This is a genomic window from Vreelandella profundi, assembly GCF_019722725.1.
GTDB classification, from domain to species: domain Bacteria; phylum Pseudomonadota; class Gammaproteobacteria; order Pseudomonadales; family Halomonadaceae; genus Vreelandella; species Vreelandella profundi.
Map to the genome: position 1 here is coordinate 289748 of NZ_CP077941.1, position 13677 is coordinate 303424.

At 57.3% G+C, this 13677-nt stretch carries 13 protein-coding genes; 3 read left to right on the forward strand and 10 right to left on the reverse strand.

Annotated features, from left to right (window positions below; translation table 11 throughout):
* Positions 1 to 435: 435 nt before the first annotated feature.
* The 5 genes from KUO20_RS01385 to dksA all read right to left on the reverse strand — a co-directional run bounded on the left by KUO20_RS01385 (position 436) and on the right by dksA (position 6387).
* Positions 436 to 1824, reverse strand: coding sequence for a sigma-54-dependent transcriptional regulator (locus tag KUO20_RS01385; RefSeq protein WP_235041143.1), 1389 nt, complete (start codon positions 1822 to 1824; stop codon positions 436 to 438).
* On the reverse strand, positions 1802 to 4750 hold the full coding sequence (locus KUO20_RS01390) for an ATP-binding protein (RefSeq protein ID WP_235041144.1): 2949 nt from the start codon (positions 4748 to 4750) through the stop codon (positions 1802 to 1804). The genes KUO20_RS01385 and KUO20_RS01390 overlap by 23 nt, the downstream gene beginning before the upstream one ends.
* Positions 4740 to 4916, reverse strand: a complete 177-nt coding sequence (locus tag KUO20_RS01395) for a hypothetical protein (RefSeq protein WP_007111811.1) — start codon at positions 4914 to 4916, stop codon at positions 4740 to 4742. The genes KUO20_RS01390 and KUO20_RS01395 overlap by 11 nt, the downstream gene beginning before the upstream one ends.
* 42 nt (positions 4917 to 4958) lie before the next feature.
* Positions 4959 to 5852, reverse strand: coding sequence for a tRNA glutamyl-Q(34) synthetase GluQRS (gene gluQRS / locus KUO20_RS01400; RefSeq protein ID WP_235041145.1), 894 nt, complete (start codon positions 5850 to 5852; stop codon positions 4959 to 4961).
* 97 nt (positions 5853 to 5949) lie between these two features.
* The gene (gene dksA, locus KUO20_RS01405; protein ID WP_235041146.1) at positions 5950 to 6387 is read right to left on the reverse strand and encodes an RNA polymerase-binding protein DksA; all 438 of its coding nucleotides are present in this window, start codon (positions 6385 to 6387) and stop codon (positions 5950 to 5952) included.
* A 196-nt stretch (positions 6388 to 6583) separates the two neighbouring features.
* Here dksA and KUO20_RS01410 point away from each other — a divergent pair, with 196 nt between their 5' ends.
* The gene (locus KUO20_RS01410; protein ID WP_235041147.1) at positions 6584 to 7744 is read left to right on the forward strand and encodes an aminotransferase class I/II-fold pyridoxal phosphate-dependent enzyme; all 1161 of its coding nucleotides are present in this window, start codon (positions 6584 to 6586) and stop codon (positions 7742 to 7744) included.
* A complete protein-coding gene (gene sfsA / locus KUO20_RS01415; protein ID WP_235041148.1) occupies positions 7741 to 8517 on the forward strand; it encodes a DNA/RNA nuclease SfsA in 777 nt (258 codons plus the stop codon). Before KUO20_RS01410 ends, sfsA begins: the two co-directional genes overlap by 4 nt.
* Here sfsA and metW read toward each other — a convergent pair.
* The 5 genes from metW to KUO20_RS01440 all read right to left on the reverse strand — a co-directional run bounded on the left by metW (position 8476) and on the right by KUO20_RS01440 (position 12598).
* Positions 8476 to 9069, reverse strand: coding sequence for a methionine biosynthesis protein MetW (gene metW / locus KUO20_RS01420; protein ID WP_235042396.1), 594 nt, complete (start codon positions 9067 to 9069; stop codon positions 8476 to 8478). The genes sfsA and metW overlap by 42 nt on opposite strands.
* Entirely contained in the window at positions 9069 to 10265 is a 1197-nt protein-coding gene (gene metX, locus KUO20_RS01425; protein WP_235041149.1) for a homoserine O-succinyltransferase MetX, read from the reverse strand. Before metX ends, metW begins: the two co-directional genes overlap by 1 nt.
* Before the next feature lie 84 nt (positions 10266 to 10349).
* The gene (locus KUO20_RS01430) at positions 10350 to 10943 is read right to left on the reverse strand and encodes a YggT family protein (protein ID WP_235041150.1); all 594 of its coding nucleotides are present in this window, start codon (positions 10941 to 10943) and stop codon (positions 10350 to 10352) included.
* Between the two features lie 38 nt (positions 10944 to 10981).
* Positions 10982 to 11806, reverse strand: coding sequence for a pyrroline-5-carboxylate reductase (gene proC / locus KUO20_RS01435; protein ID WP_235041151.1), 825 nt, complete (start codon positions 11804 to 11806; stop codon positions 10982 to 10984).
* Between the two features lie 75 nt (positions 11807 to 11881).
* On the reverse strand, positions 11882 to 12598 hold the full coding sequence (locus KUO20_RS01440; RefSeq protein WP_235041152.1) for a YggS family pyridoxal phosphate-dependent enzyme: 717 nt from the start codon (positions 12596 to 12598) through the stop codon (positions 11882 to 11884).
* A 32-nt stretch (positions 12599 to 12630) separates the two neighbouring features.
* On the opposite strand from KUO20_RS01440, the gene KUO20_RS01445 reads away from it, so the two are divergent.
* The gene (locus KUO20_RS01445; RefSeq protein WP_235041153.1) at positions 12631 to 13674 is read left to right on the forward strand and encodes a type IV pilus twitching motility protein PilT; all 1044 of its coding nucleotides are present in this window, start codon (positions 12631 to 12633) and stop codon (positions 13672 to 13674) included.
* Positions 13675 to 13677 lie beyond the last annotated feature (3 nt).

Sequence of the window (13677 nt, forward strand, 5' to 3'; positions counted from 1 at the left end):
ACTTACTGTGTTTATTATTGTTCTCAGCGCCTGTCTTGCCTGCGCTAGCAAGTCATGAGATTTAAGCCTGTTGTTGTTATTAGTACCGCTATCTCTACCTGGCCCTGTTGTATTTGTTATGGCTCAGGTGGTGGCAAGGTCATGTTGTTTTTGTTGGTGACCTACCGCTATGCCCAGTTTGTTTTTCTTACCTAGTAATATTGCAGTCGCTGTGCCACCTCTTAGATAAATCATAAATTTCAGAAGGTTGGCATTTTTTAAATTGTTAAGGAACTTTCTCTAGCAAGAAGTGTTACCCCTTTTGCTCCCGTTTTTGTGCGCCGTTGTGTGGGAAGGTAACAGTGCTGGGCGTGCATAAAGTTGAATATTTCTTATTTAAATCAGCATATTAGACGATAGTCGTAAGAGGGTGTCGTAAAGCCGGTTCCCTCATGCTTACCCTGGGCGTCGAGCGGTCTTTTTGCGCGGAATGCCAAGCCTCTGGCGCCGCTCCCAAAGGTTTTTCCGGCTAATACCCAGTTTTTGCGCCAGCTCGGTTTCGCTCATTTGGTCCTGGTGCTCTAGCACAAAGTGCTGAAAATAGTCCTCTAAAGAGAGGTCGTCTTCATTCTCTTCAGCGCTTTTATCTATCTCTCCGCTGGCCGCTGAAGCAATCGCTGATGGCGCGTGGGTACGTGCGGGCGTAGGCGCCAATCCTAGATCATCAGGATGAATCAGGTGCCCTTCAGCGAGAATAACGCCGCGCTCAAGCGCATTTTCTAGCTCGCGGACGTTGCCGGGCCATGGATAGTCGCGTAGATCTTGACGGGCAGCGCGGGACAGCCGCAGGCCGATGCGCTCATGGCGTTTACACGCTTTGTCGAGCAGGATGTCGGCGATTTCGAGTACGTCATCTTCTCGTTCGCGCAGCGGCGGCAGCTCTATCTGCATCACGTTCAAACGATAGTAAAGGTCGAGGCGAAACTCACCGGTTTTCGACAGTGCCCGCAGGTCGCGGTGAGTGGCGGCGATCAGCCGGACGTTAACGTGGCGGGTTTCCACCGAGCCAATTTTGCGGATTTCACCCTCTTGAAGCACGCGAAGTAAGCGCGCCTGGGCATCCAGCGGCAGCTCACCAATCTCATCCAGAAATAGGGTCCCGCCGTCGGCAGCTTCTACCAGGCCGGTGCGCGCAGCGCTGGCGCCGGTAAAGGCGCCTTTTTCATGCCCGAACAGCTCTGATTCGATCAGCGTTTCTGGAATCGCCGCACAGTTAACGCTGATCAGCGGTGCTTTGGCACGTTTGCTTTGCTGATGAATGGCCCGCGCGACGAGCTCTTTACCAGTGCCCGACTCGCCTAGAATAAGCACGGTGACATCGGCGGGCGCGGTTTTACTAATGCGGGTATACACCTGCTGCATGGCAATGCAGTTGCCAATCATGGCTTGTCGGCCGCCGCCTGCGTCAGTGATGTCGGGTGGCGGGCTCTGTTGCATCGCCTGCGTATGCAGAATCCGCTCGACGGTTTCGAGTAGCTCCGCGTGGTCAAACGGCTTAGCGACGTAGTCGATGGCGCCCAGTTTCAGCGACTCTACCGCTGAGCGCATGCTGGCGTAGCTGGTCATGATCAACACCGGCACCGGCGACGCTTTGGCAATCAGAGTGATGCCCTGTTCACCGGGTAAACGCAGGTCGCTGATGATGAGATCGAACCCTGTGAGTTCAAGCTTGCAGGCTTCCTCCGCGCTGCCTGCTTCGCTGACCGTATAGTCGTTGCGTTCCAGCAGCCGCTTTAACGCGCTGCGAATAATCGCTTCATCTTCAACAATCAGAATCCTGGGCATGGGCTGGCTGATCATCCTGTTGGTAAAGCGGCAGCCATAGCGTAATGGCAGTGCCGCGAGGCTGTCCGGGCGGTGGCGAGGCCACGTCTATTTTACCTTGGTGTTCATTGATAATTTGATACGCCAGCGAAAGGCCCAAGCCGGTGCCTTCACCTGCTGGCTTAGTGGTCGTAAACGGTTCAAATAAGTGGTCGCGTACCCTGGGGTCGATACCCTGGCCGTTATCGGTTATTCGCCACCAGGCAAGCTGTTGATGGGCGCCTGCGTCAATATGGACTTGCCCGCCTTGATCGCAGGCATCTCGAGCATTGCTGAGCAGATTGACCATCACCTGAGTCAATCGCTGCGCATCACCGCGGACCACCAGGTCATCTGGCGTATCGTTGGTCAGGGTAACATCCTCTCCCGAGCGGGCGAGGTGGATCAAGTGCAATGCGTCTTCGCTAATTGATGAAAGCGTCACCGGCGAAGCGGGGGGCGCTACCGCTTGGCGTCCACCATGGGCAAAGCCAACCAAGGAATTGACGATTTTAGTCACCCGCTGGGTCAACTGCTGAATTTGATCAGCCGTTTCCAGCAGCGCCGGGTCGTTGGTGTCGTAGCGAAGATTCTGCGCCAGCGATGAAATGCCGGTGATCGGATTGCCGATTTCATGGGCGACGCCCGCAGCTAGCTGACCGATCGAGGCTAACCGTGCCGCATGCACCAGCTCATCTTCCAGCCACTTCATTTCAGTATGGTCTTCTATCAAAATAACGCTGCCACCACGGCTATCGTGGCCGCTGAGAACCGCTTTATGCAGGGTTAGAAAGTAGTCTTTTTCGTGCAGCGTGACGGCCTGTTTATAGAGCGGGCCTGACGTTGCGTCGAGCACGCTGCCCAGCAGGCTTGGCCAGGGGGCTGGGAGACTATCGCGGCGCGAACCTATCACGCTTTCACCGCTAATGCCTGAGAGCTGAGAAAGCGCTTGGTTCCACATCAGCAGCTCGTCGTCATCGCCCAGCACGCAAAGCCCAACGGGCAGGTAGGCCAGCGTTTGGCGATGGTGGCGGCGCAAGCCGTCGAGCTCGCGGGCTAACCCTGTGAGCCGTGAACGGTAGGCTTCCAGGCGGCTTTCGACAAAATGAATGTCGTCGGTTTCTGGGGCGTCGTCATGGCGATAAGGCAGGTAGCGGTCAACGATGTCGCGCGCCACCGATGGCCCCATCAGGCCTGAGAGATTTGCTTGAATACGGTCGCGTAAGCGGCGCAGCGCGTAGGGTCGTCGCTCTTGAGGCGTAAAGTTGAGCGCTTTTAAGGCGCGGGCAACTTCGCGCTGCGCCGCTTCGTCGCCGATCGCCTGCGCCAAATGAGTGGCAAAGTCGTTAGCCGTGGCGGCTTCTAACGGCGAGCGCTTAGAGCGGATCACGGCATCTACCGAACACGCTTCGGCGGCAGATCGTTCCCCTTCAGAGATACGTGTAAAGAGTGAGATTACTATCAGCAGCAGGATATTAACCGCTAAAGAAAGCAGCGTAACGTTGTACCACAGCGGCGAATCGGCAGCCGTGAGCGGCGTTGAAGGCAGCGGCGGTAAGGGCAGTGAAAGAATGAGGGGTAGCCAAAGGCCCCAAAGCCATACGCTGACCCCAGCGACTAGCCCTACAATCATGCCTTTACGATTAGCGCCCGGCCAATAAAGCAGTGCCAGCATGCCTGGCAAGCACTGGGCCATACCCACAAATGCGGCTAATCCCAGCCCAATTAAGCCGTGGTGGCGGCCTATCCACTGATAGAACAGCCAGCCGCTGATAATCACCGCGACCACCAGGCCACGCCGCAGCCACAGTAGCCAGCCGTAAAGATCGCTGCGTGCTTCAGGGGGCCTTGCCACTAATACAATGTGGTTGAGCACCATGCCGGAGAGCGCCAGCGCGATCATCATCATCGTACCGGAGGCGGCGGCTAGCCCGCCGATAAACGCAAGCGCCCCCACCCACCAGTGTTCGGTCATTAAATAGGCGGCATAGGCCGCTATGGGGATGTCGGGATTGACCGACTGTGCGGCCCACCAAATCACCGGCACGGGTAGCGCCATGAGCAACAGAAACAGCGGTAACGCCCAGCTGGCTTGGAGCAGGGTATGCCGCGATAAGTTTTCTGAGAAGCTGATATGGAAAAGATGCGGCATCATAAACGCCGCGGCAAAGAACAGCAGCAGCAGGGTGCGCCACTGCGCAGGATCAAGCTGTGGGGTTTGCTGCTGAAGTATCGCGCCGGGCCCTTCCAGCCACAGTTGCAGATCGCCAGGGCCGTCAAAAACCATCCATAGCGCCACTGCCCCTAGCCCTAGCATGGCCAACAGTTTGACGATGGATTCAAACGCGATAGCGCTGAGCAGGCTGTCGTGGCGGCCATGCGCCTGACTATGACGTGCGCCGAAAATTACCGCAAACGCGGCAATGAGCGCGCAAAACAGCAGTGCAACGCTACTCCCCGCCTGGCTGGCCGTCATAATATTAATGGCATTGCTCAGCGTTTGTACTTGAATGCCCAGCAGCGGCAATACCGCCAGTAAACTAACGACCGTGACCAGCGTGCCCGCCCACCGAGAGCGAAAGCGAAAGGCAAACAGGTCAGCCAGTGACGTTAACTGATAGGTACGCGTGATGCGCTGAATGGGCACCAGCAGCACGGGCGCGAGCAGGAAAGCGCCAGCGGCGCCCAGGTAGTAAGCAAGAAAGCCAAACCCTGCGCTGGCCGCCATTTCCAGGCTGCCGTAAATTGCCCAGGCGCTGGCATAAACGCCGAGCGCAAGCGTGTAAACAACGGGGTGGCGGGTAATGCGTACCGGCACCCAGCCGCGCTCTACGGCAAAACCGCAGCCAAACAGCAGCGCCAGGTAGCCCAGGCCGAGCGCTAATACTCCCATTAACTCAGCGTTCATCAAGCTTTCTCTTTTGCTCTAGCCAGAGCGTCAAGGCAATAAGCCCGCCCCAGATCGCAAACGGCCGGTACCAGGCAGCCTCCGGGTCGCTCCAGCCATTCATAAGCAGCGGAGAGAGCAAATAACCGCCAAACACCAAAAACAGCATGATGCGATAGACGTACATGACGCTCTCCTGTGGATATTGAAAAAGATAATAACAAGGGTATTACGTTGGCGTTAGGCGATGAGCCGTGGGACGCAGCTGCGCCGGTGACCAGTTTGCGACTGCCCAGTGTAACTGAGTCGACGGTGGTTCATCGCCAAGCGCTTTAGGCGGTGCTTGGTCAAGTGCTTGCAGCGCCTGAAATAGCTGCAGGCGCACACCGCCTTCATCGGTTGCCAACGCGGGGGCCAGGTTTTGTTTTGAAAGCTTTTGGCCTTCAGCGGTCACGATCAGCGGCAGGTGCAGATAGCGAGGCCGCGGTAGCTGAAGGGCGCTTTGCAGCTGGCATTGCCAGGGCGTGTTATCCAGAAGATCGACTCCCCGCACCACGTCGGTAATCTGCTGTTCGGCGTCATCGACAATAACCGCAAGCTGATACGCCCAAAGGCCATCTTTACGCTTTAATACCACATCGCCTAGTGTGGTTGGGTCAAGCAGCTGTTCACCGAACAGTCGATCATGCCAGCGGATCGGGTGCTCGCCACGGTCGCTACGTAGCCGCCAGGCCACTGGTTTGGTGGGGTCGCATACGCCGCTGCGACACCAGCCGGGATAGATGTCATGCTCTTGCCACTGTTTGCGCGAACAGCTGCAGGGATAGGCCAGGCCTAGCGTGAGAAGCTGCGCTAACGCCTGTTGATACGCCTCGCCACGGGTGTGCTGCCACATGACCGTTTCATCCCACTCCAGGCCGAACGTTTCTAGCTGGCGCAAAATAGTACTCGCTGCACCCTGGGGGCAGCGGGGAGGATCGATATCTTCTATGCGCACTAGCCACTGCCCTTGAGCCGCGCGGGCGTCTAAGTAGCTGCCCACGGCGGCGACGAGCGATCCAGCGTGCAGCGGGCCTGAGGGCGTTGGGGCAAAGCGGCCACGATAGCGAGCAGAGAAAGGCATGTCAGCGTCGTCCTAAACGGTACAGGCAAGCGCCTTGTCGTTAACAAAAACGGGCACCCGAAGGTGCCCGCGTTCACGCAGAACGGTTTTGTAGAGCTCATCCGCCGTGCTGTTTTTCTTTGAGTTCCGCCAAGGTCTTGCAGTCCACACACAGCGTGGCGGTGGGGCGAGCTTCAAGACGGCGAATACCAATTTCAACGCCGCAGGCTTCACAGAAGCCATAATCGTCATCGTCAATATTATCCAGGGTCTCGTTAATTTTTTTGAGCAACTTACGCTCGCGATCCCGAGTGCGCAGTTCCAGGCTAAAGCCTTCTTCCTGGGTGGCACGGTCGGCGGGGTCGGCGTAGTTGTTAGCGTCTTCTTGCAGGTGGCGTACCGTGCGATCCACCTCTTCCATGAGATCCTGTTTCCAATCCAGCAGCAGCTGTCGGAAGTGCGCTAGCTGCTGCTCGTTCATATACTCTTCACCCGGTGCTGGCTCATACGGGGTGAAGGACTTGGACGCTTCCGGTTTCTTTTCTGCTACTGGCATGGGACTGCCCCTTACATATGTGACTACTGATCGACCATGAGCCTATGTCACGATCTCACGCCAAAGGGATGCTTGTTTAGCTGAAAAATGACGACGTTGCAAGCATAATAGTGCTTTTGCGACCATGGTCTTGCATCAAATGTGACTAGTGCCATGTTTTAAGTGATATTAATAATAGCTAGGTAAAGGAGCCGTTATGGCCTGGAATTCACGTGTCGATCACGTTGCCCCTTTTCGGGTCATGCATTTGTTGGAAATGGCGCAGGCGCGGGAAGCCGCTGGCCACGATGTGATTCATCTGGAAGTTGGCGAGCCGGATTTCGCTACCCCAGCGCCGATTGTGGCCGCCGGGCAGCAGGCGCTCGCCAATGGGCAAACCCGCTACACGCCGGCGGCCGGGCTGCCCGCCCTGCGTAAAGCGATTGCCGAGCACTACGCCGAGCATTTCAATGCCGCGGTGGACCCTGCGCGGATACTGGTGACGCCCGGCGCCTCGGGGGCACTGCTGTTAGCCAGCCAGCTATTAGTTGAAAGCGGCTCGCGAGTGCTGATGGCCGACCCCAACTATCCGTGTAACCGTCACTTTATGGCGTTAGCCGGTGCTGAGATTGATGCCGTGTCAGTGGGGCGCGAGAGTGGCTGGCAGCTCGACGCAGCCTTGGTCGCCAAGCATTGGCGTAAGGAAACCAGCTTGGCGATGCTGGCCTCGCCCTCTAACCCGACTGGCCACACCCTGAGCGCTGAGCAGCTTTGTGCCGTGCTGGCCGCGGTTGCCGAGCGTGAAGGCGACGTGATTGTTGATGAAATTTACCAAGGCCTTAATTACGACGCTGCGCCGCTGTCGGCGACCTCGCTTTCAGAAAACGCCTTTGTGGTGAACAGCTTCTCAAAATATTTTGGGATGACCGGCTGGCGCCTAGGTTGGCTGGTGGCCCCGGAGCATGCGATAGAGCCGCTGACCCGCTTGGCGCAGAATATGTTTCTTGCCGCCTCAACGCCTGCCCAGCATGCGGCGTTGGCAGCCTTTACCCCAGCGTGCCGAGATATTTTTGAGCAGCGCCGAGAAACCTTAAAGCAGCGCCGCCAGGCGCTGTTAGAAGGCTTGGCAGGCTTGGGGCTGGCGCCAGACCTGCCGCCCCAAGGGGCCTTCTATTTATGGCTGGATATTTCCCGCTACAGCCGCGATAGCCAGGATTTCTGCGAGCGCCTGCTACAGGAAGAGAACGTGGCCATCACCCCCGGCATTGATTTTGCCGTGCGGGGTGGCGAACACCATGTGCGCATTGCCTTCACCAATGACGTTGCCCGCCTTGAAGAAGCCGTGGCGCGCATTGCGCGTTTTGTGAGCCGACGATGACGCTGGCCTATCCCACGCTTGTGCCGGGCACGCTGCTCAAGCGTTACAAGCGGTTTCTTGCCGATGTCCGTTTAGACGATGGCCGTGAGGTCGTGGCGCACTGCCCCAATACGGGCTCGATGAAGGCGGTGAACGTGCCGGGCTGCCGCGTCTGGCTTTCGCCTAGCGATAATCCTAAGCGTAAGCTTGCCTGGACCTGGGAGTTTATTGAGCTGCCGCAAGCTGACGGGCAGGTAGCGCTTGCTTCTGTGCATACCGGTCGTGCTAACCGCATAGTGGAAGTGGCGCTAAACGCCGGGCGCTTAGCGCCTTTGGCGGGCTACGCCACGCTGCGTCGTGAAGTGAAAGTGGCCGATGCGCGGCTTGATTTTATGCTTGAAGATCCTGAGCGGGGGCGAGTGTATATCGAAGTGAAGCAGGTCACTCTTAAAGAGCCGGACGGCCACGGCTACTTTCCTGACTCGGTGAGCGTGCGCGGCACCAAACACCTGCATACCTTGCGGGCGATCGCTGAGCAGGGCGGGCGGGCAGTGCTGCTATTTTGTGTGGCTCACGAAGGTATCGCCGACGTGGCCGCCGCTGCGCATATTGATGCGACCTATGCAGCGGCCCTAACGCAGGCCTCGGCCAGCGGCGTGGAGGTGCTGGCCTATGGTATTGACGTGATACGGGAACAGGGTTGCCCCAGCGGGGTGAGGTTAAGCCGTGATCTGCCCGTGCGGATTGAGAGGCTAGCGGCGCCGAACGCGGAAGATGGCAATTTCACCAAATAGATTGGGCCATAGCCGCGATTTCCAGTGCCCCTGATGATCCCCAACGCCCACGGCGCGATCAACAATGACCAAGCCTTTCTCGCGACACAGGTGCTCAAAGTCATTGAACGTCGAGAGGTGGATGTTGGGCGTGTCGTACCAGGCGTGAGGCAGCGACTTCGATACCGGCATGTAGCCGCGCAGGCCTAGATGGATGCGGTGTCGCCAATAGGCAAAGTTGGGAAACGTAATAATCCCTTCTTCGGCGACCCGCAGCATTTCATCCAGCATCTTGTCTGGGCGGCGCAGCGCCTGTAGCGCTTGGGTCATGATCACTTGATCGTAGCTGTTATCGCAGAAGCTGCCTAAACCGTCGTCTAAGTTGTGCTCTATGACGCTAACGCCGCGCGCCACGCAGGCGTTGATGCCGTCATGATCAATCTCTAGCCCATAGCCGGTGACGCCCTTGGTGCGCGCTAGGCTCTCGAGCAAATCGCCGTTGCCACAGGCAAGATCAAGCACGTGTGATCCTGCGGGCACCCAGTCGTAAATCAGTTCAAGATCGGCGCGCATCATGACGTCTCCTCTATGCCTAATTCGTCGAGATTAAGCTCGCGGGCAGCGCGGTTCATAAAAGCGCTGAAAATGGCGTCGTAGCGCGGCTCGGAGAGTAAGAAGGCGTCGTGGCCATGGGGTGAGTCGATGTTGGCGTAGCTGACTGACTTGCCCGCGCGGGTGAGCGCATCGACCAATTCTCGAGAGCGTGAGGGCGGAAAGCGCCAATCGGTGGTAAAGCTGACAATCAAAAACGGACACTGCACTGGCGCCAAGGCTTTGGCAAAGTCGCCGCCTTGGGTGGCCGACGGATCAAAGTAGTCCAGCGCTTTGGTCATTAACAGGTATGTATTGGCATCAAAGGCGGTAGAAAAAGTATCGCCCTGATAGCGCAGATAAGACTCCACCTGGAATTCAACATCGAAACCGAAGTTGAGGTCGTCACTGCGCAGGTCGCGGCCAAATTTGCTGCCCATGGCGTCTTCTGACAAGTAAGTAATATGCCCCACCATACGTGCCAGTTTTAGCCCGCGCTTAGGTACGGCGTCGTGCTCGGCGTACCAGCCCTCGAAGAACTCAGGGTCGGAGCGAATCGCTTGGCGAGCCACTTCGTTAAAAGCGATATTTTGCGCCGAGAGCCGTGGCGTTGCGGCAATCACCACCGCGTTAGCGACGCGTTCCGGATAGGTCATGGTCCATTGCATTACCTGCATGCCACCGAGGCTGCCGCCCACCGCGGCAGCCCAGCGCTCAATTCCCAGGTGGTCGGCAAGTCGCGCCTGGCTGGCCACCCAGTCGCTGACCGTGACCATGGGAAATTCCGGCCCCCACTGGCGCCCGGTTTCGGGATTGTGGCTCACGGGGCCGGTGCTGCCGTGGCAGCCGCCTAAGTTGTTGAGCGATACAACAAAAAAGCGGTTGGTATCGATTGCCTTGCCGGGGCCGATATGGGCCTCCCACCAGCCGGGTTTACGATCCTCCTCGCTATGGTAACCCGCCGCGTGGTGGTGGCCGGAGAGCGCGTGGCAAATCAAGACTGCATTGCTGCGCTCAGCGTTCAGCGTGCCGTAGGTTTCGTAAATCAGCTCGTAAGCTGGCAGTACTTTGCCGCACGCCAGGGCGAGCGGCGTGTCGAAGCGTGCCACGTGCGGCGTAACAAGGCCGACGGAACCCGTCGGCCGGTCTGCAAACGCAAGCGTATCTGAATCAGGCATTGAAGGCGCGAGTCCTGCTAATTAAGAGTGCGGCTGAGTAGGCCCTGCTGATCGAATCCATGATGAAAATGGGTCGGGCTGTTATCACAGCCCGACCAGCGCGCCGGAAATGCCGGCAGCACGTATCATCGAGCCAACGATCAAGCTATCGATCAGGTTAATGGCAATAAACACGACGATAGGCGAGAGGTCGATCATGCCAAGCGCAGGAACGACCTTACGCACCGGTGCCATAATCGGTTCTACCAGTTGCATTACCAACAGAGCACCCGGATGGCTGGCATTGGGGGCTACCCAGCTCAGGATAATCATTACAATCATGGCGAAGAAGTAGATTTTTAAAATCGCATTCGCCAGGGCAGCAATACCCGCTATTAATAGCCCTGGAATAGGCGGCATGCCGATACCGATGACCATGAAGATAATGATGATGCTCACTACTTTTAACACGAAGCCAGCCGCGAGCGTTGCAAGATCAAAGCGTCCGGCAACGGGGCCTAAAAAGCTCTGAAATAAGCCGACCAGCGGCTGAGTGATCTTAACCACCGACTGACTTAGCGGGTTATAGTAATCCGCCCGTGACGCCTGCAGCAGAAAGCGCAGCATGAGTAAGAACAGATAAATATTGATCAGTGTGTTGACCAACATTAACCCTGCACTGCCTAATCCGTTGCCCATTATGATGTCTCCTTGGTGATTCGTTGCTGAGCGGTTCTTTAGTCGCCGCTAAGTTCTTTGGCCATTGCCTGAGCACGGTCAGCGCAGGCCTGCATGGCATCGGCAATGGTGGTGCGCAGCTGTGCCCCTTCCATGTGCGCAATAGCACGCTCGGTGGTGCCGCCGGGCGACATGACGTTTTGCTTCAACGTCGCCGGGTCTTTGTCACTCTGCTGTGCCATGGTGGCAGCGCCCAGCGCGGTTTGAATCGCGAGCCGGCGCGCGGTAGCGGCGGGTAGGCCGAGTTTCACCGCCGCCTCTTCCATGGCTTCGAACATCAAAAAGAAGTAGGCCGGCGCACTGCCCGAAACGGCGGTGACGGCATCCAGCAGCGCTTCTTCTTCAACCCATTCCACTATGCCTACCGCTTCCATGAGCTGAGTGGCCACGTCGCGCTGAGCGTCGCTTACGTTGGCATTGGCATAGAGGCCGCTGGCACCAAATCCGACCAGCGATGGCGTATTGGGCATGCAGCGTACCATGGCGTTATTGCCACCGAGCCACTGGTCGATAGTGCCTGCATCAAGGCCTGCTGCAATCGAGATAACGAGCGGCTGCTGACGCTGCACGCTGTCGCGCAAATTTTCGCATACGCTGCGCATAATTTGAGGCTTTACCGCTAATACCACGACGTCAGCATCGGCGACTGCCGCATTGTTATCTGTCGTTGTGTGGACGCCCAGGCGCTGTGCCAGCGTTGCCATCTCTTTTTCATTAGGTGCAGTGGCGGTGATAGTCGAGGGCGCCGCGCCGCTGTCGATTAGTCCGCCGATAATGGCACTCGCCATATTGCCGGCCCCAATAAAGGTAATGTTACTCGGCATTCTAGGTGTCCTTTAGTAAACGTTGGCTCAGTGAAAGAGTGGGCTGCAGCAGGCAGCCGGACGGTTGTGGTTCGTCTAAGCGCTCTGGCGGGCGCCAAAAATGGCGGTGCCTAAACGTACCAGCGTGGCGCCTTCCAGTACTGCCGCTTCTAAGTCGTCGCTCATGCCCATCGAAAGCGTGTCAAGCGGGGCCTCGGGCAACTGGCTTTGCAGAGTCGTTAAAGCTTCACGCAGCGCGGTTAGTGGCTGGCGCTGGGCAGCTAGCGTTTTTGCCGGAGCAGGTATCGCCATTAAACCGCGCAAGCGCAGATTAGGCAGCGTGGCAACTTCCCTTGCTAACGCCTCCAGCTCTTCCGGCAATACACCCGCTTTGCTATCTTCGTGGCTAATATTAACCTGTAGGCAAATATTTAGCGGTGCAAGGTGCGTCGGACGCTGTTCGTTAAGACGCTGGGCGATTTTTAATCGGTCGACGCTGTGCACCCAGTCAAAATGCTCGGCAACAGAGCGAGTTTTGTTGGATTGCAGTGGCCCAATAAAATGCCATATAAGACCTTCAAGGTCCGCCAGCTCCGCCTGTTTTTCTAGCGCTTCTTGCAGGTAGTTTTCACCAAACTCACGCTGGCCAAGCTGCCAGGCCTGACGAATCATCGCTGCCGGTTTCGTCTTGCTGACGGCCAGCAGCGCCGCGGCGTTCGGAGCGCGTTCTGCGTCCTTTAGCGCTTGGCGCAGGCGTTCACACGCCTGTTCGTAGGAATGGGCGAGCGACTCATTAAGCGCGATGTCTGACATACTCAAGCACCTTACCGCAGCTGGGAGGAGAGATGGATATTACCGAACTGCTAGCATTCTCGGCAAAGCAGAATGCCTCTGACGTGCATCTTTCGGCAGGTTTGCCGCCCATGATACGTGTTGATGGCGACATTCGTCGGCTCAATGTGCCGGCTATCGATAATAACGGTGTGCGTAAGTTGATTGACGACATCATGAATGATCATCAGCGGCGCGACTACGCTGAACGGTTGGAAACTGATTTTTCGTTTGAAATGCCGGGCATCGCACGCTTTCGCGTTAATGCCTTCACCCAAGCCCGAGGCGCGGGAGCCGTGTTGCGTATTATCCCTAGTCATGTGTTGCCTATGCAGGCCCTAGGGCTTGGTGAGACGTTTGAGCGCCTAGCCATGCTGCCGCGCGGGTTGGTATTAGTCACCGGGCCGACCGGGTCGGGTAAAAGCACGACGCTTGCGGCGATGATTGATTACATAAACAGCCATCTTTATGGGCACATTCTGACCATTGAAGACCCGGTTGAATTTGAGCACTCAAGCAAGCGCTGTTTGGTTAATCAGCGTGAAGTACACCGCGATGCGCACAGCTTTGCAGGTGCGCTGCGCAGTGCCCTACGCGAAGATCCGGATGTGATTCTGGTCGGCGAGCTGCGCGATTTAGAGACTATTCGCCTAGCGTTGACTGCGGCAGAAACAGGGCATCTGGTGCTCGGAACGCTGCATACCACCTCGGCGGCTAAAGCCGTTGATCGCATTATCGATGTTTTTCCTGGCGACGAAAAAACCATGGTGCGTTCGATGCTCTCTGAATCGCTCCAGGCGGTAGTATCGCAAACGCTGCTTAAGCGTCAGGGCGGCGGGCGCGTAGCGGCCCACGAAGTGCTCGTCGCTACGTCAGCGGTGCGCAACTTAATTCGAGAAGACAAAACGGCGCAAATTTATTCGGCTATTCAAACCGGCGGAAGTCTGGGCATGCAAACGCTAGACTTTGCGCTCGCCCAGCTAGTACAAGAAGGCTTAGTGAGTGCAGAAGAGGCGCAATTGCAGGCCAAAGGCGCGCACGCTCAGCAGGCGTCATAGCCC